Origin of the sequence: Streptomyces cinereospinus, assembly GCF_042430725.1 — a bacterium.
In the GTDB taxonomy this organism is placed as follows: Bacteria; Actinomycetota; Actinomycetes; order Streptomycetales; family Streptomycetaceae; genus Streptomyces; species Streptomyces cinereospinus.
This window is the reverse complement of sequence record NZ_JBHMCY010000019.1, coordinates 89579-111076: the sequence shown is the minus strand read 5'-3', so window position 1 is coordinate 111076 and position 21498 is coordinate 89579. Positions and strand designations below refer to the sequence as shown.

Genomic DNA, 21498 nt, shown 5'->3' with positions numbered 1-21498 from the left:
GCCTCTACCAGCGGATCGGGTACCGCCCAGTCACAGACTTCGCGGTGTACGACTTCTACTCGGGCTTGGGAGGCTCCAGGAACTGACTGGGTCGCCCCGGCCAAGTGATCGACAGCTGCTCACGTGCGCGCGTTGCGGAGACGAAGAGCAGTGACTGCTCGCGGCGCAGGTCGGCGGCGTGCTGAAGTCGGTCTTCAGCCTCCGGTGTGAGAGCGGTGAGCAACGGCATGTGCTGGGCTCCGGCTCCAACGATGGCGACGGCGCGGTATTCGAGCCCCTTGATGCGGTGCATGGTCATGGCCTGCACGCCCTCGTCGGGATCGGGGACGCGGGAGTCCTCGACCTTCACGGCTTCGAGTTTGGCGTCGCGCAGGGCCTGGACGGCCGCGTCGGCCAGCGCGTGGGTCCGGGCCACGACCGCGATCTCGTGTGGCTTGATGCCCTCCTGCTGCCACCCGTCGACGCGATGCGCCAGCGCTGTCATCTCTTCGGCCGGGGTGCGGTAGCCCTGAGTTTCGGGGCTGGCTCCGGAGAGGACGGAGCGGTATCCACGCAGGTGCTCCGGGTTCCCGTCGAGGTCGTCGAACTCGGCCTTGCTGAGCAGGTTCAGGGAGGCCACGAGGATCTGCCGGGTGGTCCGGTAGTTGAGGGTCAGCCGCTTGGAGCGACCGCGGATGTTGATGCCGTGAGCACTGAGGGAGGTGCGGTTGTCGTAGATCCTCTGGTGGGCGTCGCCGACGATGAACAGGTCGTCGTCCCCTTCGGGGACCAAGGCGCGCAGCAGCTTCCAGTGGGCTGCGTGCAGGTCCTGTGCCTCGTCCACGACGATGTGCCGGTATGACCGCTCATCGTCGGACCATCCGGAGGCGATCCGGGCTGCCTGGGCGGCGAGCTGGATGACGCCCGCGGCCTTCTCGCGGTCGAGTCTGCGCTCGAACTCCTCAATAAGAGACCAGACTTGGGCACGCTCGGGGCGATTGAGCCGCCGGCCACGCCCGGCGCGCTTGGCGACGAAGTACTCGTCACGGCTGCGGATGTCTTGAGCGAGGACGACCTGCTTCCATTCGGCGTCGAGGAAACGGCCGTCGAAGTGGTGTCCGGACTGTTCCTGAGCGAGTTCGATCCACCGGTTGAGTATCTCGCCGTCTTTGAGCCTGCTCGGCGCCTCCGGCCCGAAGGTCTCCTTCACCGTGCCGTAGGCGACCTTGTCGATGTTGCGGACATCGACCTTGGCCAACAACTGGGCCCCGCCGAGGTCCTTGAGCTGGGACTTGAGCAGGTTGGCGAGGTTGGTGGTGAAGGTGGTCATCAAGATGGCCTGGCCGGGCGGCAGGCGATCGGCGAGGGCCTTGACGCGGTGCAGCGCCACCACGGTCTTGCCGGTGCCGGGGCCTCCGGTGACGCGTGCTGGGCCTTTGTACGGGGTCTTCCGTTCGGCCAGAGCCCGCTGAGCGGGGTGGAGGAAGATCCGCCAGGCGGAGAGCGGTTCGGTCAGAATGCGTCCGAACTCGGCGATGTCGCCCGTGACCACGAAGGCTTCCTTGGTGGCGGGGCGCTCGATGGCAGCTTCGTAGTCCTCGGTGTCGATCTCGTCCTCGGTGGCCGCGACGGAGCTGACCTGCTCCCAGACATCCTCGACGGTCATGCCATCGGCGAGACACAGGATGACGTCGCGGGCCAGTTTCGGGAGCGTCTCGACGATGCCCAGGACAGCGTCCTCACTGTGGATCTCGCGGAGCGCCGGGACGATGGAGGAGTGGACGCCGAGGCGTTCGAAGTCGGCGTCCGAGACTCCGGCGAAGAGCGCTGGCGCTTTCGCGTCCGCCGTGCCGGCTGCTTTCTTCGACTGCCCGCTCAGGGTGCCGTACAGGCTGCCCAGGTTGATCAACTCGATGCCGCCGGTGACCTTGTTGATGTCGAAGAGGATGTTGGCGGCGAAGTCGTATGCGTCGTCGTGCGGCAGGACGGCGACCAGGTAGTAGATGCGGTCGGCGTAGTGCATGAGCACGGCGCGGTAGTTGTCGGTGACGCGAGCGGTGCGGACTCTCTTGTCCTTGGCACCCTTCGGGGGCTTGAGGTTGAGGCCGTTGGAGTCCGGGTCCCGCTGCATCTTCATGATGAACTGCAGCACCTGCGGTTGGACGGAGCCGTCCAACGCGTCATAGGACTTCCCGAAGACGTCCGCCATGATCACCTTGGCGCCGGACATCAGTTCCCCTCCAACTTCTTGATGAGTTCAGGCACGTTCACGGTGTCGGCCTGTGTCACGTACCAGCCCTCACGCTCGAATGCGGCGTCTCGTTCCTCGTCGGCGTCGATGAAGATCGCCACCTTCTCGTCTTCCCAGGCCAGTTCGGCCAGCAACGCCTGGTCTCCGTACTCGAAGCCGACCTCGGGCACGTCGATGCGGCCCCCGCGGGCTTCCTCGACGAGTGCGAGCAAGACGTCCTCGACCTTGCTCGAAGCCCATTCGAGGGCCTCGCCCCACCTGGGCGGTAGCCGTGGCGGGGCCCCGCCCTCCGTGGGCAGCGCGCTGGTCAGCAGGGCCACGGTGTGCGGATCCACCTGATCGCTGGTGGAGACCGCGACCTGGTGGAAGGAGCAGGGCAGTTCGTCGCTGGCGGTGGACTGGAGGAACTGCAGGAGGTTGGACCAGCGCAGCCAGTCCGCCCAGCGGTTCCTGTGGTCCTCATCCGCGACGGCGTCCGTGCGGTCGTCGAGCACGGCCAGAACGGACCAGGCCCGCATGCCCGGCTGCCCGGTTCGCGGCTCGGGTCGGCGGTCCAGCAGGCCGGTGATCCGCGCCTGCCCAGGGGTGCGGGCGTCGAAGGCGACCGCCTCGGTGGCCTGAGGTGCTGTGGGCAGGGCTGCGCCGCGCAGAATGTCGGGGAGGGCTCGTCCGATCTCCTCGCGATCCACGGGCTGCGGACGTGCCACCGCTCCGAAGCCGCCCAGCAGGCCGGCTGCCCGCCGCGCCCATTTGGCCCGGTCAGGGGCGGCGAGGAACTCCAGCAGGGTCTCCACCGGATTGCGCAGGACGGGGTCGAGGGTGTCGTCGGGCCGGGCCTCGCCGACCAGGCTCTGGTGTATCTGCCGGGCGAGCCCCAACGCCCCCTCCGAGTGCAGGGGTGGCGCGGATGTGCGGACCTTCTGTCCCTGAACCGCACCGCCGACCGCCGTTGCCCATGCTTTGACGTCGTCCCAGGTCAGCTGCCAGACCAGGATGCCTTCGGCTCTCAGGGCCGCCCGCTTGGCCGCGTCGTCGGCGATGCGGTTGACACGTTCGCTGGCGTGGAAGGCGAAACCGTCGAGGAAGACAGCGACGCGCTCGGTGGGGCCGTCGGTGCGTTCCAGGAGGAAGTCGGGTTCACTGGGCACGGCGGTGCTCATCCGCACGTGGTCCTGCATGCGCCAGCGCGTCGAGGTGCTGTCGCAGGTGAAGCGCAGTTCGTGCTCGATGCCGCGCTGGCCGGCCTTGGCGGTGACCGATCCGTCCTCCTCTTCGCGGCGGCCCCAGGTCACCAGTGTGCGAACGAACCGGTCCTCCAGCTCGCTCTCAACGAGCTGGTCGATGCGGACACCGGAGAGCGTGTCGACCTTCTCGACGTCCCAGTCCTTGAGGATCTCGTCCAGGAGTTCCTTCGCGATGCGCAGCGAGACGTGCGGAAGCTCGCTGCTGGTGACGTGGGGCAGCAGACAGCGGTGGCAGGGGGTGCGCTGGTCCTCCTTTTGGCAGGGGCACTCCCGAAGGGCCGTTTGAGCGAGACTCAAGACGCGGTGAAGCACCTCGGCGTCCGCGAGGTGTTCGAGGTATCCGGTGCCGCCCGGCATGGAGTCGTGCAGGACAAGGAAGCGCCTGCGCAATTCCTGGCTGTCGCCGGGCATGCTGTCGGTGACCACGCGGATGTGGTCGGGGGCTCCACCGAAGTGCTTGGTGATGCCCAGGAGCAGGGCAGCCTTGAAGGAGACGAGGCGCTCGGCGAGATCCATCGTGGAGACGGGCAGCAGGATGCGCAGGGCCTGTGTGGTGAGCTCATGAGCCAGGAGCAGCTTCTCCGTCGGCTCGTGGTTCACGCCGTCGTCGCGGTGGGAGCACCAGTAGGCGTGGCGGGTGCCGACGCGTTGAGCCGCAGGGTCCCATGCCTGCGGGTGTACGCCGCGGACCGCCCCACACTCCAGGCAGGTGTCGAAACCGGGAGCCTGGATCTCGTCGCCGCGGATCACATGGGTCGAGCCGGGAGCGGACGACGCCCCCAGGTTGATGGTGCGAATGGTGGCCACCCGGGCGAACTCGACCCCGAAGGGCGGAACCTTCTCCTCCTTCTTCTTGCTGATGCGGCGCCAGGCCCGCAGCCCCTGCGGCTGGTCCTTGTCGATGTCGACCAAGGCGATCACATCGAACTGCCTCCGCTCCCTCTCGTCCCTCTCGTCGGTCAGACGCGCGTCCTCGCGCCGCTCACGTGCCACCACCCGCTCGGGCACCAGCACCTTGTGGACGGCTCCCGGGTCCGCGATCTGCGGGGCTTTGCACCGTGGGCAGGCGGTGATGTCGAGGCCGGTCTCCTCGGTGGCCACGAATCCGCACTCGGGGCAGAACCTCCACAGGGCGTACGGGTCCTCGCCGCCGCCTACTCCGGTGCCGAGGTCCACGCCGTTGACGATGAACTTGTAGCCATCGGTGTGGAAGATGTTGCCGGGCGCCAGTTCGGTCAGCGCGAGGCGTGAGCCGCGCCCGTAGTCGGTAGCGCTCTCGTCGAACTCACCGTCGCTGTTGCGCCACCACAAGGTGGCGTCCAGCACGGTCGCGTCGTCGTGGAGGGTGTAGTTGGGCAGGAGGCCCAGCCGCACCAGGGCGTTGATCGAGTTCTCCGAGACGAGGTCGTCCCGGCGTTTACGGACGGTGCGCTGTTCGGCGAAGAGCTGGCGCCGCTGCTTGTCGCGTTCCGGGTCTCCCGAGACGGACGCCAGGGCGTCGAAGGTCCTGCCGATCTGTCGCATCCTCGCGCGTAGCGCCGCCACCCGCTTGTTCCATGCGCTCGCCGCGGCCCCGACCGTCTCCTCCAGCTCCTGTTCAGCGAATGCCTGCACGCCCTGACGGGCCTCTTCGCTCATCGCGGGGAAGAGTTTGATGAACGCGGCGGACAACGAGGCGTGGCGGGAGATCGCGACGTCGAGGAAGCGGCGGAGCCATCCGTCCGCGGCCAGCCCAGGCCCGAAGAGCTCGCCGATACGCGGTGGCATGGGGCGCTCGGGGATCGCCGTGCCTTCCCACAGGGTGCGATCGGCGGCGCGGTCGAAGAGGAAGGCCAGGTACTGGCGGCGCAGGATCTCGGAGGCGTCCAGGTAGCAGTCGGGCGGAATGATCCGGCCGGCCAGCATGTGCTCCGGAGCGTGCAGGTAGTAGTGGTTACGGTTGCCTCGCGGGACGAAGGTCACTGCCAGGGAGTTGCCCGTACTGCGACCCGCTCGGCCGATTCGCTGCGCGTAGTTGGCAGGCCCGGGCGGCATGGAGGCCAAAACCACGGCCGACAGGTCCCCGATGTCGATGCCGAGTTCGAGAGTGGGCGTGCAGGTGAGCACGTTTGGGTCGAACGCCGAGGCCCGGTTCTTGAAGGCGGCCTCGACCTGCTCGCGCCGTTCTCGGCTCAGCGCGCCTGTGTGTTCGGCGGTCAGCACATCGCCTGGCCGGTCGACGGTGTACAAGTGCCGGTAGTAGTCGTCCGTGTAGTCGCGGTCGTCCTCGACGAAACGGCCCGAGCAGCGGAACCGCAGGCACGCGGTGCCCAGCCACTGCTCACGCCGTCCCGGCGGCACGGTCTGCCGCCAGGTGCAGGTGTTGCAGCGCACACCGCACGCGTTGGCGCCGTTCTCGTCGGGTGAGGCGTCGTCGTCGATGCGGTAGACGAGCACGTTGCGGGGCTTGAGGCCGTACACGAGCGCACCGCCCTCGGCGTGGTAGGTGGCGAGTATGTCGTGCTGGGCAAGCAGCTTCATGGCCAGCTCGGTCACCGCGCGCGCCTCGCGCCGGTCGCAGCCGAGTGTGCGGTGGCCCCAGTCCGCGAACCAGGTGTTGTCCCGGGTGAGGGAGTCGAAGCCGGTGGTGCGGATGCCGCCGGACACCGGGAACGCGGGCGCGGCGAGGCCGCGTGGGAAGGCCGGCATTCCCGTGGGCCGACCACCCCAGATCGGCCAGCGCCGCGCTCCGGCCTGGCGGATGTACTCCTGCAGCCAGGGGTGGAACAGCGCTCCGCGCAATCGCAGCCGTTCGGCCAGGCCCCGCAGGAAGACCTCGTACGCCGTGTCGTCGGTCGGCAAGGAGATCTGTCCGGGGAGACGCTGATGCCGGTCCCTCAGCTCCGCACACAGCTGCGGCAGTTCCTTGAGGTCGACCTCGACAGCCGCCGTACGGGTCAGCTCCAAGGTGCGGCCCAGGCGGGAGCGCAGGCCGAACTCCAGCAGGGTCTGGAAGACGAGGCGGCTGTGGAGCATCTCCGCGCCGGCGTCGCTGAAGCCGTTCGACTCGTCCAGCAGGGTCTGGATGTCGGGGTTCTCTCGCAGGTCGGGGGGAACGATCGAGGCGAGTTCCTCGCGCTTTCCACCACCGGCGGCCATGACAACGGCCTCTGCCGCATCGGCCGCGAGATGATGCACCGCGATCGGCTGTCCAGGAGTGAGGTGCTTGGCGAGGAGACCTCGAAGGGTGAAGCCGAAGCTGCGGTTGGCGATGAACGCGGCCCTGTGGGTGGCGTCCTGCACCGCATCGGTGAACACCAACAGCTTCCGCTCGCTCTTCGCGAGTCCTCGCTCCGAGAACATCTGCGTGGTCGCCACCGATGCGAGGGTGGCCGTGCCGGCGCCGAGGAAGCGCATGCCGTCGCCCAGCCCGCATGAGGGGCACTCGTCATCGCTGTCGGCGGGCAGCGGCCCCTGCGGGGTGACGACCGCGACGGTGTCCCGCGCCGGGTTGGTCGACAACCGTTCGTTCTCCGCGTGCAGGTGCAGCACCGGGTACTCGTCCGGCCGGGCCCGCAGCATCCAGCGCACGGGCCGCCTATTCTGCGCGGCGGCCTTGTAGATCTCCAGCGTGTTCGTCTTGAGCTGCTGCCACTCCAGTTCGGTGGACAGCGCGGCCCAGCCCGACCGCCCGCAGTGACGGCAGTAGACCGCTGGAAGGTGACGCCGGTACGGCGGCCCCACGGGGCGACGCGACGCGTCCTCCCGATCGCCGATCTCACCGGCGCTGTCGACCTCCGTCGGCTGGTAGATGGCGAGGTTGGCCGGGTTCGGGCGTGAGTCACCCGTCGGGCCGTCGTCGTCGTACCAGCGGAAGTGCGGCTCGGCGGTCGCCGCCCGAATGACGCGCCGCACCTCGCGCACCCACAGCTGCGCCTCAACGCGCAGGAACGGACCGGGCTTTCCCGTGACGGGATGCGGAGTGCGAGCGTGCGAGATCAGCGCGAGGATCCGCGCGAAGGCGAGTTCCAGAACGCCCGGGTCGCTTCGGGCCGCCTCGTCCCACACCGGACCGCCCCCGCGCTGCGCGAACTCCCGAGCAATCTCCGGAACGGTCACCGGTGTGTTGCCGGCGACGTCGAGGATCGCCTTGACCAGGATGTGGTGCTTCAGCTTGTCCCCGACCTTCAGAGGATCGGTGATCGGCTGGCCGAGCATGAGCCGCGCGAGTTCCACGAGAGCGGAATCATCGTCCAGCGGATCAGGCAACGCGGCCAAATCATCGGGAGTCGGGCTGGGAAGCAGGAAGTCCGGTTCATCCACCACTTCCTTGGGCAGCAGCCGGTCCTCACCGACGAGCGCGGCATCCGGGAACGGTGTGCCGAAGACCTTCTCCGCGAACTCCAGCAGCAGTTCGCGGTCCGACCGTTCGGGTCCCTCCGCGACCGGCCCGTCGGGCACGCTCCCGCCCAGCGTCGCCGACGTCGCCACCGGCGTGATGTCACCGAGCGGACGCCCCTCACGCGCCGCCCCGGTCGCCGCCCCGAGGCGGCGCAGCAGCATGGCCACGTCGGTGCCCTGGGCGCCGTCGTAGGTGTGGAACTCATCGAGGACGACGTACGCCAGGGTGCCGGACTGCCACAGCGGAACATCCGGAATCCGCTGCAGCAGCAGGTCCAGCATCTTGTAGTTCGTGAGCAGGATGTCCGGTGGGTCGGCCCGGATCGCGTCCCGGTCAGTGATCAGCTTTTTGACCGTCGGGTCCCCGGCGAGGGACGTCGATCCGGTGTCACGGCCGTACGAGCCGGGCTCATTCTCGTCCTCGTCCGAGGCCGATCGGGCCCCGGAGGCACCGCCGATGTAGATGCCGACCGTGACATCCTTCAGTGCTTCCTCGGTGGTGAGGAAGTCATCGATACGACGTGCCTGGTCGTCGGCCAGGGCGTTCATCGGGTACAGCAGCAGGGCTTTCACGCCCCGCTGTCCTGCGGCCCGAGCCCGCGCGCAGTGGTCCAGGATCGGCACCAGGAACGACTCGGTCTTACCCGACCCAGTACCCGTGGTGACGATGGTGGGCTCTGGCTGCCGTCCTCCCTTCGACGACAGCCGTTGCCAGGCAGCAGCCTGGTGGGTGTAGGGCGTGAACTCGTCCGGGTGCCAGTCGAGTGCCGCCTTCCAGCCCTTCTTGGCCTCGCGGAACGGCGTCCGGACACGTAGATAAGGCCCACGGAACAGCCGACTCTCCGGGCGCTCCAGGAATGCGTCAAGCTCCTCGCGCACGTCATCGTCGGCGAGCGCGAAGCTCGTCGTCAGGTAAGTGGCCAGGGCTCGACGCAGGTCCTCGGCAACCAGAGAGGGCAGCATGACGACGACTTACCTGCTTTCTACCAAGACATCGGAAGGAGCCTGTTCGGCTTCGGCCCCGCCGAGGAGGTTTCCGTGGTCCCCGTGCTCAGCGGCGTACGCGGCGTAGTCGCCGTACTCGCCAGCCAGCAGACGGGCCGTGAAGTCCGCGTGGGCCCGCGTCATCTCAGCCTCGCGGTCGGGCTTCACCCAGCCCTCGGGCATCTCGGGGGGCGGATCGCCGACGCGGGCGGCCTTCACCCACGCCTTGACGAAGGCGGCCTCCTCGGGGGTCTGCCGGATACCGACGTTGTGGGTCGCCGCACCAACCTTGTGCCCGTCCGCGGCGAAGAACATCTCCCACTCGTACTTGCGCAGCACCGCGAACTGCGAGCGGTACATGGCACAAAGCTGCTCGGCGGTCAGGCCGAGCATCACCGCGGCGATCGCGTCGATCTCGACCAGCGCCATACGGCGGTCGTACTCCGTGCGCAGCGGCGTCGCCATGGACCACTGGGGTTCTACGGCTTGGAGCTTCGGGCGGGGCGACTCCGGGTCCGTCCAGCGGTCCGAGAGCCAGGCAAGCTCGAACAGCTCCCACAGGGGGCCGTAATCGCGGGTCAGGCAGTTGAGGCGGAGCGTGCGGAGGAGGAGAGGGGTGGTCAGGGGGTGCTTAAGAGGCAAGGGGAAGCTCCGGGCCAGCTCGATGTTGACCTTTGAAGCCCCAGAGACCTTGACGAGATAGTCAAACGGCAGCGACGCCCACAGGCCAGCGATAATCCCCGTGCCTCTGTCGGTGCCGCATGCGAGCGTGTGGACGGTGTGCACATGCGTCGGCCCAGGGGGAACGAGGGCGGCGTTGAGCGAACGCTCGGTATTCGAAGTAACCATGTTGCGCCATGCGAGCCGGAAGTACGCCGAAGACGGCACTCCGTCCCAGGAACGAACCTCCGCGGCGAATTCTCCCGGCGGACAAGCACGCGCATAATTGGTCCTGGGGATGACCGCTTCAGGCAGCTCCACGAGATCCCAGACGGAATAGTCTTTATTCGACTTACAGCCAGGGTTTGGCTGCTTCGCGAACGGTGTCGCAACCGAAAAATGAGGACCTTGCAGAATCACCTCGTCCCACGACTCCGGGACTTCCGTTCTCCAAGTGATTACGCCCTCCCGCTTGGCTCCCTTCTCGTGCAATTCAGGAGACCACCAATGCTTGCGCGGCTCAAGGCGCTCCGGGAACCCGGCGAAGACCCTGAGCGCCGCGTTGTCGGCAGAGTTCACGGGACGCAGAACACGGGCCTCGACAGCGGGGGTTCCCGGAGCATCAACCAGCGCGCCCCAGTCGGTCAAGACGCTCTCGTCGACTTCCACGATACGACCGCGATGCGGGCGCATGTCCCAACCGCCCTCCGGGAACTGGATTCCCGGCAGATCCCCCTTGCCCACGTGAGAGAAGGACCCGTCAACTGCCGAGGGATGAACCGCTCGCGCGATCTGCACAAACCTGACTTCGCGCGGGGCGCCGTAGACGCTAACGCCGAAGTTCTTATTGTTGTCGACATCTTCGAACAGGAGAATGTTGTTCCCGTATTGGAAGTGGCGACGCAGTCGGGCATAAGTCTCGGCCCGAAACTTTCCCCCCTTAGGGACGGAGAAGTGATTCTCCTCGTGGATCAGAGCAGCGGATCCTCGCGGATGCAAGTTTCTCCACGCGCGTTCCATGAAGTTCACGTACAGGTTCGTCTGCAGCCCGGCGAGTACGGGGTGTTCGATTGGCGAACCGAGGTGTTCGTTGACCCCAGCCCACGAAGCTACATCCGACAGGTAGTTCCTTCGAATCGCACCGCTCGCTAGAACCGCGTCCCTACGCGCTTCCTTCTTTTCCTCTGACACCTGCTTCTCAAGACCGAACCAGGCGTCGTACTCCGCCAGGGCCAGATCATCATCCCATTCGAACTTGAGCCAAGGTGGGTTCCCGACCTGCAGATCGAATCCGCCCCGCTCGAAAACATGGGCGAACTCCAGCTCCCAGTGGAAGAACCCTTCCCGCCGAGCAATCGCATCGACCTCGCTGAGCCAAGGGAAACGAAGCGCTACCGTCGGCATGTCTGCACACTGGCTCATGACGCGGTCGAAGTCGTCATCCAGCGCAAGCTGCTCAAAGTCTCCGATGTCGGCGAACAGGCCAAGCTTGTCCTCCAGACCAGCAGCGACGCCTCGCTTACGTGCGGCGTCCTTTGACACTGCTTTCGCTTTCGCCTTCGCCGGAGGCACCCCGAGAACGGCCTCACAGAACTCCAGCCACTCCTCGAAGGTCGGCGGTTCCGGGGTATTCAACTGTCCCACGGGCCAGAACCAGAGCGCGCACCAGGCGTCCATCACCAACTTCAGCCGTCCACGCGGGGCTCCCGGCTGCTGAAGAGCCTGCTCGACCCGCTCGCGTGAGACCGCGCCCGAAGACCGAGGCAGAGGCCGCTCCTCATCGACTTCCCAGACGTCGATATCCCGGCGGACCTCAGCCTCCGACACAACGAGCCGCCGCTTGGCCAGCTCCCACAGCCTCTCGGCGCGCGTCGCGAGTGCCAGCAACCGCTTCGCCTGCGTCGCAGACGGAGTGGACGCCACCTTCTTGCGCCACTCCGCGTGCCTGTCCCGTTCCTCCCTCACAAGCTCCTTCGCCTGCTTGGCATCCGCGACCGCGCCCCAGCCCTTCGCTGGAAGCAGGAAGTGGTGGATCTCCTCGCCAGTGCGAAAGGCACTGTCCTCGGCGCCCTCGCGAAGGGGCCGGTCGGTCGGCACCGTGGTAAGCCATGCCTTCCGCTTCAATGCCTCCCTCTCGTACACCGCACGGCGGGCGCCGATGAGGGAGTTCCCGCGCCTCAGGTGCAAACCGAACCAGGGGGCCTTCAGGCCCTCGTGCATCGCGTTGAGCCAGAGCGACACCTCGGCCAGCTCGACAGCGGTCTGGTTGAGGTCCACGCCGTAGGCGTTGTGGAGAGCCAGGTACGCCTTGGCCTTCTGCAGCTCTGCCTCGTACTGGTCCGGCGGCAGCTGCACGTCCTGGTCGTGTTCGGCGGACAGCTCGGCCATGCGGCGCTTGAGGTACTCGGCCGCGAGCTGGTTGATGGCTTCGTTGAGGAAGGCCCCCGAGCCGAGGGCCGGCTCGCACACAGTCAGGTCGAGGATGTCCCTGGCGGCGGTGGTCTTGCCGTCCTGGTCGAGGAGTTCGGCCAGGGCATGCTTGACCGTGCTGCGGGTGAGCACTTCGGGGGTGTAGTACGAGGCGGAGCGCTGACGCTCGCGCCCCGAGAGGCGGTAGACGAACGAACCCTTCTTGTGCTCGACGCGCCGCCACGCGCCCGTGATCGAGTCACGGCGTTTGACGAATGCCTCGTCGTCGTAGTTGTCGGCTTCGCTCTGGGGGACGACCCAGGTGCCGGCCAGTGCGTCCGCGTCGGGCTTGGCTACCTCGTACAGGTCCTCGGCGGCGAAGAAGCCGGTGTACGACATAAGCCCCTCATACACCGCGCCCAGCTGGTTGATGCCGAGCTGGGCGTAGGAGATGAAGCCCTTACCGTTCTTGCCGCGGCTGAGCATGAGCAGGTTCAGCACCTGCCAGAGCACCTTGTTGCGCAGCCGGGTGTCGACCTTTTCCCCGTCGATGCGCACCGTGCCGATCAGCGGGGTGGCGTCGGCCTTGAACAGGTCGCTGCGCAGCGACTCGAAGCGGATGCCGTCCGCGTCGAGCTTTTCGCGGTCGCCCTTCTCACGGCCCTCCAGAGTGCGGTGGCCCTGATCTACGAGGCAGAAGAGCAGGTCCAGCGACTCGTAGAAGTGGAACCCGTCATGGGATTCCTCAGGGAGATCGTAGGAGACGAGCTCACCGAGCCGGGCGAGGCCGTAGCCGTCCTGATATGCCTCGTCCTTGGTGGGAAGGATGCCCAGTTCCGGACGGGCTTCGGCGTAGAGGAGGAACAGGATCCGGTAGAGGTAGCGCAGCGACTCGCGGGTGAGGCGGGTGGCCAGTTCGGTGCTGTCGCCGAGTTCGGCGGGGTCCGCGGGGTGGGCGTGGATACGGCTCAGGATTTCCTTGGCGATCAGTTCGACGGACTCGCGCAAGCCCTCGCGTAGTTCCTTGGACACGCCGACCGCGTGCTTGCGGCCCTTGTCGACCAGGTCGTCGAGGAACCCGGCCGCACCGCCCTGTGTCAGCAGGGACTCTGCGCCGAACAGGGCGGACACGGCTTCGAGTTCGCCACCGTCGCTGGCTAGGTTGCGGTCGAGCGCGTCGTCGATATTGACGCCGAGGAACCGGCCCTCGTGCCAAGCGGTGCGGTCGGCGAGCAGCACGGCGCCGCCGGCGAGCAGCAGTACGAACCGCGGCGTGTAGGCGTCGTCACAGCTGAAGAGGAAGGTGACGGCGTCCGCCGCGCTGGTGATCCGGTGTTTGCCGTCCAGCGCGACAGGGGTGAGGAGTTCGGATCCGTCGTCATCTACATCGGAGACGACAAGGTCGGCATTGGTGTTCCAGGTGACGTCCAGGGCGACGAGTTCAACGCCACCAGGCCCCTTCACAGCGAGAGCGACCGGCACTTCGCGGACCTTGTCGGCGTGCATGACCTCGAAAACGCCGCGCTGGGTCCTGGTATGGGTGTCGTCATCGCGCTGTGGCTGCTCGCCGTCGGGGCGGGTGTAGGCGAGGGCGGCGAGCAGGGCGTCGTTGAGCCTGCGCAGGTCGGAACCGTCGAAGTCGCCCTTCTCGGTGATGCGGACCTTGGCCTTGAAGTAGTCGCGGCCCAGGTTCCTCATGCCCGCGCGTGAGGTGGGCTGTCCTGCCCGGGCAGCCGCTGTCCAGCGCTTGCGCAGGTCGACAAGGTCCTTGGAGAAGACCTCGGCAAGGTAGTGGGCGGAGATGTACTCGTTGCGGTTGACGATCGCTTCGAATCCCACGGCAGTCACGCGCCCTTCTTCTCGCCGATCCCGGTGGCCGGGACGAGGACCCCGATCACCCGGACCATGGCCTCGCCCTGCGTGGCCAGCTCCATGAGCAGCTGCTCGACCTCTATTGCGGTGTTCTCCACGCGCTGTTCCGCATCCTCGCGTCGGACGCCCAGGGTGAGCTGTTCGAAGGCCGTTTCGCTCGCCTTGCGCCAGGCCTGCAGGCGCTTTTCGTACTCCACCAGCCTCTCAATGAGGGGTTCTTCCTGGACGGCGCGCAGCTTGTCCAGGTGCCGGCGGGTGGCCACGACCGCGTCCGGCACCAGAGCACGCAGAGCACCGAGGTCCCCGGAGAAGGGGCGGTTGAGCATGCCCGGCTCCACCCCGGCTCGGTTCAGCACCTTGACCAGGTCGTCGTCGAATTCGGCAGCTCCACGCTCCAGACCGCTCACGCACGACCAGGCAAGGACCGTCGGGTGGCCCTTGGCGTTCGAGTACATGCCCTGCATCAGGAACTTGGGGCCCTCGACATCGGCCGTGATGACCGGTGCGGTGTTCCGGGTGAGCCGGACCAGCACCTTGTCGGTGAGCCACTCCACCAGCGGATGCTGATCGGTCACGTAGCTGACGTCAGGCCACCCAGACGTCTCGCGCCGCGTCTGCTTGTTGATCGCGCCCTTGGGGCGTTCACCGCTCAGTTCCCGGGCACGATCCAGACGCTGCTGGGCGAACACCGGGTCGAAGGTGACCCGCAGTTCGTCAAGCACGCCGCGTTCGTCCAGGTAGGTCTGCGGGAGGACGAGGAGCCTCCGCTGCAGTTCACGGTCGGGGGCGAACGAGAGCATCTCGGGATGGTCCTCGCCCCACTGCTTGCCGATCTTCGCCTGGGGGTTGTTGTCGTATACCTCGTCCAGTGCCTCCTCCACGAAGGCACGGGTCGAGGCGAACAGCTGAGGGACGCGGTAGTGCTCTCCCGATCCGTCGACCGTGTGGTGGGCCATGAAGAGGTTGAAGGGGTCGACGGGCTGTGCCGGGACGATCGTGTCGAATGACTTCCCGTCCGCGAGCCCGGTCTTGATCGCGGTCTCTTCCGCGTCCTCGTCACGCAGGCCAAGGATGGAGGCGGCCTCGCCCAGAGTGCGGTGGACCTCGTCCTCGCGCTCCAGCAGGCGGCGGGAGACCAGCCGGTCAGCAGACGGGACATCCGGGTCCTCGTCCTGGCGAACCAGCAGCAGGGCGCGGACCTCCGGGGGCGTCTGCTGTCCGTAGCGGTCGATACGACCGTTGCGCTGCTCGATGGTGATCAGCGACCAGGGCAGGTCGTAGTGGATCATCTGGTGGCACTGGCGGTGCAGATTGACGCCCTCGGAGGCGATGTCGCCCGTGAGCAGGACCCGCAGTTCGCTGTCGGCCAGGCTGAACTCCTTGACGGTGCGCTGCTGTTCTTCGTCGGGCAGCCCGCCGTGAAGCTGTCGGATCGCGCCAAGCCGGTTGTCCGTGCCTGTCTCGAAGCCGAGCGCACCCGGCAGGGCCTCGTGGAGCATCTTCAAGGTCTTCCGGCGCTCGGAGAAGATGACGACGCGTTTGCCGGCCCCCGGGCCTACCCCCATGGCTTTCAACTCGTTCACCAGGCGGCGGAACTTGGCCGCCTCCTGCACCGTGGCCTCGGCGGCCAGCTCACCAAGCCGTACGAGTGCCGCCCGCTCGGGGACACGTCGTTCCTTGTTCTCCGGGTGTTCCTCGGCGTCCTTGTCGATGACCTTGATCCGGTTCGCGACGGTCTCAGCCAGCGCCTCGTGCGAGGACAGAAACGCTTTCAGCAGCGTGTACGGGAACAAACGGGCTCCCTTGCCGCTCACCGGAGCCGAGCGTCCCTCCCCAGGGCTGATCCAGACGTCGTACAGCTCCTCGAAGATCCTCTGCTCGGCGTCGCTCGCGGGGCAGTCGAAGGCCACGGGCTTCTTGCGGGTGGCCCACTTGTGGCCGATCTCCGCGGACACGTCCGAGGACATCTTGTGCCTGCGGACGTACAGGTGGTCGAGCTGAGTCTCGTCGTAGTCGCTGGTGTCGGGGATGGCGGTCGGGTCCAGCAGGCTCAGCAGTTCACCGAACGACTCCCGTTCACCGTTGTGCGGCGTAGCACTCGCCAGGATCAAAGCATCGGTCCGCGGGGCGAGCAGCCCCGCGAGCCGGTTGTTCTTCGTGCCCCTGTTGATCAGCTTGTGGGACTCGTCGATGACGACGGCATCCCAGTCGACCTGCATGAGGTGGCTGCGCCAGCGGTCGGAGCGCAGAGTGTCGATGGAGATGATCGCGCGCTTGTAGTACGAGAAGGGGTTCCGGCCGGCCGGAATGTTCCGTCGGATGCGTTCGATGCCGCTGGAGTCGAGCCGCACGAGAGGGATGGCGAAGCGTGTCCACAGCTCGTGCTGGAACTGCTCCAGAATAGCCTTGGGCGTCACCACGAGGATGCGCTCGCCCCGGCCCCGCCGGATGAGCTCCGAGAGCAGAAGACCGACTTCCAGCGTCTTGCCCAGGCCGACCGCGTCGGCGATGAGCAGCCTCGGCCGCAGGCCGCGCAGTGCCGCCCTGGCCGGTTCGCGCTGATAGGCGAGGTCATCGACGAGGTGAGTGCTGACGGTGGCGAGCCTCTGCTCGGACAGCGGCAGCGGAGTCTTACGGATCAGGGCATCGATGAACAGGCGGGAGCGTCGGCACTCCGGAGAGGTGTCGACGACGAGGTCGGTGTCCTCGGGGCGCAGGGGGGTGACCTTGTCCAGCGACGGGTGAGCGAAGAAGACGGCCCGCTGGTCGCGCACGAGCGGAGAGATCCCGCGGACATCCAGACGTGTACCGTCCTGCGTCGTCTCCGATGTCTCGACGACCAGCCAGTCCTCGTCCCGCGCACGGACCTGCATGCCCGCGGCGAACTTGGCGGTGCCTGCGTCACCGGTCACCAGGCTCTCTCCTTCACTCACTGCTGAACTGCCTCATCGTGCTCACGTGTGGGGTCGACGGTGTCACCCACCGAAGTCGGACCGGCGGTCGCGGATCTTCCCGCGCCAGCGGTCAGCCCACGGCTCTCCCCCGCCGCTGGACGCCCCTGCAACCGCCGGCTCCGGAGGCAGCACCGGAGCTTCCGGTTCCTCCACAACCGCCTCGGGAACCTGCTCCACCACAGGCGGCGGCGCGGGAGGCGTCCCATTCGCCACCTGCAACACATCCGTGAGGAACGCGTCGGGTAGTGGCGGATACATGCCCCCATTCACCGGTACTGCCTGCTCCAGGAGCCGGTCCATGGCCGCCTCCAGCACGGTGTGGGCCGTGGGCCGGTCTTCAGGAGAGTAGGCCAGGCCACTGACAACGAGGCCCTGCAGGCTCTCGGGTAAGCCCGAAAGGTCCGGTTGGACATTCTGCAGTGTCCGCTGAGCCGGCAGATGAGCATAGAAGGGAGGGTGCCCCGTCGCCGCATGCACCAGAGTCGCAGCCAGGCTGAACACGTCCGCGGCCTCGCTCGCCTTCCGTGAGTCCATGGCCTGTTCCGGAGCCATGTACGCAAGCGTGCCGAGCGCCGCGTCGCCGGAAGTGAGGCCAGTCGCGCCGCCGACGTGGCTGACCCCGAAGTCGATCACTCGCGTGCCCTGCGTGGTGACCAGCACATTGCTCGGTTTCAGATCACGATGCAGCAGCCGGACGGAGTGGATGTGGATGAGGGCCTCGGACAGGCTCGCAGCCAGCCACCATGCGCCGAGCTCGCTCACCGGTCCGTGCTGATTCAGCAGCGCTTCGAGCGACGGCGCATGGATGTACTCGGTCGCGATCCACGGCCGCTCGGCACCCGGATCAGCGGCCACAAGCGCGGCGGTGTGGAACCCCCCGACACGCCGAATCGCTTCCAATTCCTGAGCGAAGCGTTGACGGAAGTACGGATCGTCGGCCAACGCCGGCTTCACGACCTTGATCGCCACCGGCCGGGGACTGCGGTAGCCGAGGTAGACGACACCCATGGCCCCCTGACCGAGCCGCCCCGCCAAGCGGAAGCCAGCGATCTCACGGGGGTCACTGTCCTTCAGCGGCTCGAACACCCTCGCCCCCGTTCCGCGTCCGCGCGTGCTGAGACGAGACGCACGGGACGCGAAGTACACACGTCAACAACGGCGAGGTTATCAGCGGTGCGGGCTGGTGTTCGTTCCCCGTCGGGATCTCGGCCGAGACCCTTCGGCCGAGGTCCCGCGCGCGGCGCCGCATCGAACCTCCGAGCGCCACGCTGCAGATGATCCACATCGACTTGGTGGACCCCTCCGAGACCTGTCGAGCTACCGGCCGCGTCGGGTCTGTCTCACTCGGCGCGTCAGCAGCACCAGGGCGCTGGCGCCTACGCCAGCAGGGCCGATGATCATGCCCTCGGCCACCTCGCGCCTCGGCGGCTACGCGCAGAGCTCGCTGCGTTCGGCCGCCTCGGCCGGGTCTATGCCGAGGAGTCGGTGCAGTTCTGCGGTGACCACGCGGTAGGCGTTGCCCAGACGGAGAACCCGGCACGGGTACTGGCCACGCTTAGCAAGGGCGTATCCGGTACTGCGCCCTATGGACAGGGCCCGGTTGGCAGTGTCGAGGTCGACAGCAGCGGGCAGAGCAAGCAGCTCTACCCGCGTCAGGCCCTGCACTCCACGGGCGGTTTCAGGTGTCGCCACGACGTACTCCGATCCTGCGAGGTCCTCTGACAGCGGAATGTGTACCACTGATGTTGCAGCCGCATTTTTTTATGCCGTAAGTTGTACTCATGACAACAGATGGCTGGGGTGCCCAGCTCACTACCCGCGTGGCGGAGCAGATCCGCCGCCATCGCAAGGCCGCCGGCCTCACGGTGGCGGAAACGGCAGACGCCTGCACCGCCCGCGGCCTCCCCGTACCGAAGACGACGATCACCAACCTGGAGACCGGACGCCGCAGCTCCGTCGAGCTTGCCGAGTTCCTCATCCTGGCCGATGTCCTTGGGGTGCCGCCGATCACCTTGCTCTTTCCTCTCGACACCGCGCCCACGGTGGATGTGCTCCCGGGCCAGCCGGTCTCGACCTGGGACGGCCTCGCATGGTTCACCGGCGAGACCGCCTCCGCAGAGGCCGCTCCCAAGGGGAGTCCGCGCGAGTTGCTGGACCTCTTCCGGGCTCACGGCGATGCGGTGGCCGCGGCTCGGGCGTCAACGTCGCTGGCCAAGGAACGACGCCGTATGGCCAACACCACACTCGACCCGGCCCGCCGGACCGAGCTGCTGGAGGCCGCCACCGGATACGAGCAGTTCGCCTTCGACGACTGCAGAGCGCTGGGAGCCTTCCGCGACTCGATGCGCGAGCGCGGGCTCGTTCCCCCCGAGCTGCCCGCCGATCTCGCCTTCGTGGACCAGCCCAACGCCAGCTCCAAGGACAGTGTGTGAACGGAACAATCACCCGGCGCTGCTCGTGCCGCGACCCTCAGACGGGGAAGAACTATGGGAAGTCTTGCCCGAAATTCGCCAACAAGCGCCACGGTACGTGGGTCGTTGTGCAGGAGCTGCTCCCCCGGCAGGACGGCAGCCGCCGCCGGTTTCGTCGCTACGGGCTGGAGACCGCCACGAAGGCCACGGAAGAGCTGAACAAAGCCCGCGCGCTGCTGGCCCTGCCCGATGGGGATGATCCGGTCGGCCAGATGGCCATCAGCGACCTCCTGGAAGCCTGCGCGAAAAACAAGGAGCCGCTTCCCGACTACGACGAGACCCGCCGCCGCTTCGCGACCGGCCAGAGCCTCAACTCCAAGACAACCGTCGGCGAATGGCTCGACCTCTGGCTCGCCGGCCGCAAGCGCCTGCGCGTCACCGGCCTCAAGCGCTACGAGTGCGACGTCCGCGTTCACCTCAAGCCGCACCTTGGCGACATACGCCTCGACAAGCTGCGCGTTCATCATCTGAACAAGATGTTCGACGCGATCAACGAGACGAACATCGAGATCGTTGAGCAGAACGCCCAGCGGCGAGCCGCGCTCGATCTGCTTAAGACGATCCCGTGGAAGGGCGCGGAGAACCGGGCTCGCCGTAAGGCAGTGCAAGAGTCGATCGACGCCATGCCGCCCTTCCGGCGAGTCACCGGCGCGAGCACTCAGCAGCACATCAAGGCGACCTTGCGCGCCGCGCTGAACGTCGCGATCGCTCAGCAGGTCATGTCCAACTTCAACCCGGCGGAACATGTCGAGTTGGAGCCCGGCGTGAAGCCCAAGGCGCTTGTGTGGACCGACGAGCGCGTGGCCCACTGGGAAGCCACCGGCGAGAAGCCGTCTCCTGTGATGGTCTGGACGCCGGAGCAGACTGGGCGCTTCCTGGACTTCATCGCCGAGGACCGTCTGTACTGCATGTGGCATCTGATCGCGTTCCGGGGACTGCGGCGCGGTGAAGCCTGCGGCCTGCGTTGGATGGACCTCGATTTCACAGGCGAGTCACTCGCCGTCGCCACCCAGCTCGTCCAAGACGGCTGGGAGATCATCGAGGGCGCTCCGAAGACCGACAGCGGCATCCGGCTCATCGCACTGGACGGCGAGTCTGTCGAGTACCTGCGCGACCACAAACGCCAGCAGGACAAGGAGCGGCGCGAGTGGGGAACCGCCTGGAAACTGACCGGACGGATCTTCACTCAAGAAGACGGTTCCTGGCTCCACCCCGGCAAGGTAAGCGATCTCTTCGAGCGGCTGGTCACCGCCGCCGGCCTACCGCCGATCCGTCTGCATGATCTCCGCCACGGCGCGGCCACGCTCATGCTGGCGGCCGGGATCGACATCAAGGTGGTGTCTGACACGCTCGGACACAGCGACACCCGGATCACGCGGGACATCTATCAGGCGGTCCTCGACGATCTCGCACGCGCTGCCGCAGAGGCGGTCGTCAAGCTGGTGCCTCGCGCCCGACGCCGAAGCAAGGGCGCCTCCGACGAGCGTACCGCTTAGCGCCGCCCCACTTCGGGCCCTGGCCCTCGGTCAGCGGGTATCTGACCGAGGGACCGTCCCATGAGGCAGCCTCCAGGGCTTGGGACGCATCGGCGGCTGGCCGCCGAGACGGGCACCGCAGGTGGCAAAGAACCGGATCACCGGGGTTGGCGGCTGCCCACAGGCCCTCCTGCGGGCGGGCGCCCGCTCCCAGCGAATCTCTCCAGAGTAAGCATCGTCAGCGTAGCCGGTGCCGACCACCCTGGCTGGCTGCCCACTCTCGCCGGCTAAAGACGGTGTCCTACATGCGGTTTCACCGGCTTAGTTAGGCTGCTCATGCGGGTAATGACGCCGCCATGCGGAGCACAAGGGGGCAAGGGTGACCAAGGGACGAACAGGATGGCTACGCGTGCCGGTCGGACGTGGATCGACCGGCTGGGCAACTCGCGGGCATTGCCGGAAGGTGCTGCTGATCGTCCACAACGTCACCTCGGTCACCCGCTTGCTGGATGTGCTGCCGCTGTTCCGTGATGACCTGCGGGTGCAACTCCTCGCGACCTGCACTGGTTCCTCGCCGTTCCAGTCAGGGGTATGCGAGTTGCTAACGCGCGTAGGTGTGCCAGTGCTGCCCTGGGATCAGGCATTGCATACCCCGGTGAATCTGGCCCTGGCAGCCAGTTTCGGCGGCGAAATCCACGACATTCAGGGTGATTTGGTCATAATTTCTCACGGGATGGGCTACAATAAGAGACTCCGGAGACCGGAGACCGGAGACCGGAGACCGGAGACCGGAGACCGGAGACCGGAGACCGGAGACCG

General features: G+C 67.0%; 8 protein-coding genes and 1 pseudogene. 3 read left to right on the top strand and 6 right to left on the bottom strand.

Annotated features, from left to right (window positions below; translation table 11 throughout):
• Positions 1–55: 55 nt before the first annotated feature.
• From ACFF45_RS12850 to ACFF45_RS12825, 6 genes are all read right to left on the bottom strand, one after another.
• The gene (locus ACFF45_RS12850) at positions 56–2209 is read right to left on the bottom strand and encodes a UvrD-helicase domain-containing protein (RefSeq protein WP_381345813.1); all 2154 of its coding nucleotides are present in this window, start codon (positions 2207–2209) and stop codon (positions 56–58) included.
• On the bottom strand, positions 2209–8817 hold the full coding sequence (locus ACFF45_RS12845) for a DEAD/DEAH box helicase (protein ID WP_381345812.1): 6609 nt from the start codon (positions 8815–8817) through the stop codon (positions 2209–2211). The genes ACFF45_RS12850 and ACFF45_RS12845 overlap by 1 nt, the downstream gene beginning before the upstream one ends.
• A gap of 9 nt (positions 8818–8826) precedes the next feature.
• The gene (locus ACFF45_RS12840) at positions 8827–13755 is read right to left on the bottom strand and encodes an Eco57I restriction-modification methylase domain-containing protein (protein ID WP_381345810.1); all 4929 of its coding nucleotides are present in this window, start codon (positions 13753–13755) and stop codon (positions 8827–8829) included.
• A complete protein-coding gene (locus ACFF45_RS12835) occupies positions 13752–16691 on the bottom strand; it encodes a DEAD/DEAH box helicase (RefSeq protein WP_381345809.1) in 2940 nt (979 codons plus the stop codon). Before ACFF45_RS12835 ends, ACFF45_RS12840 begins: the two co-directional genes overlap by 4 nt.
• 63 nt (positions 16692–16754) lie before the next feature.
• Positions 16755–17819 carry a serine/threonine-protein kinase gene (locus ACFF45_RS12830; RefSeq protein ID WP_381345807.1) on the bottom strand — a complete coding sequence of 355 codons (1065 nt, stop codon included), beginning with the start codon at positions 17817–17819 and terminating at the stop codon, positions 16755–16757.
• A gap of 342 nt (positions 17820–18161) precedes the next feature.
• Positions 18162–18425 (bottom strand): integrase, encoded by a 264-nt coding sequence (locus tag ACFF45_RS12825; protein WP_381345805.1) that lies wholly within the window; start codon positions 18423–18425, stop codon positions 18162–18164.
• A gap of 89 nt (positions 18426–18514) precedes the next feature.
• Here ACFF45_RS12825 and ACFF45_RS12820 point away from each other — a divergent pair, with 89 nt between their 5' ends.
• From ACFF45_RS12820 to ACFF45_RS12810, 3 genes and pseudogenes are all read left to right on the top strand, one after another.
• Positions 18515–19165 carry a helix-turn-helix domain-containing protein gene (locus ACFF45_RS12820; protein WP_381345804.1) on the top strand — a complete coding sequence of 217 codons (651 nt, stop codon included), beginning with the start codon at positions 18515–18517 and terminating at the stop codon, positions 19163–19165.
• Entirely contained in the window at positions 19162–20700 is a 1539-nt protein-coding gene (locus ACFF45_RS12815; RefSeq protein ID WP_381345802.1) for a tyrosine-type recombinase/integrase, read from the top strand. The genes ACFF45_RS12820 and ACFF45_RS12815 overlap by 4 nt, the downstream gene beginning before the upstream one ends.
• A 358-nt stretch (positions 20701–21058) precedes the next feature.
• Positions 21059–21498: pseudogene (locus tag ACFF45_RS12810) on the top strand (hypothetical protein); the annotation flags it as partial.

Excerpts from the sequence above, each read along its gene's own strand:
- ACFF45_RS12850 (WP_381345813.1), bottom strand. The coding sequence starts at position 2,209 with ATGTCCGGCGCCAAGGTGATCATGGCGGACGTCTTCGGGAAGTCCTAT.
- ACFF45_RS12845 (WP_381345812.1), bottom strand. The coding sequence starts at position 8,817 with ATGCTGCCCTCTCTGGTTGCCGAGGACCTGCGTCGAGCCCTGGCCACT.
- ACFF45_RS12820 (WP_381345804.1), top strand. The coding sequence starts at position 18,515 with ATGACAACAGATGGCTGGGGTGCCCAGCTCACTACCCGCGTGGCGGAG.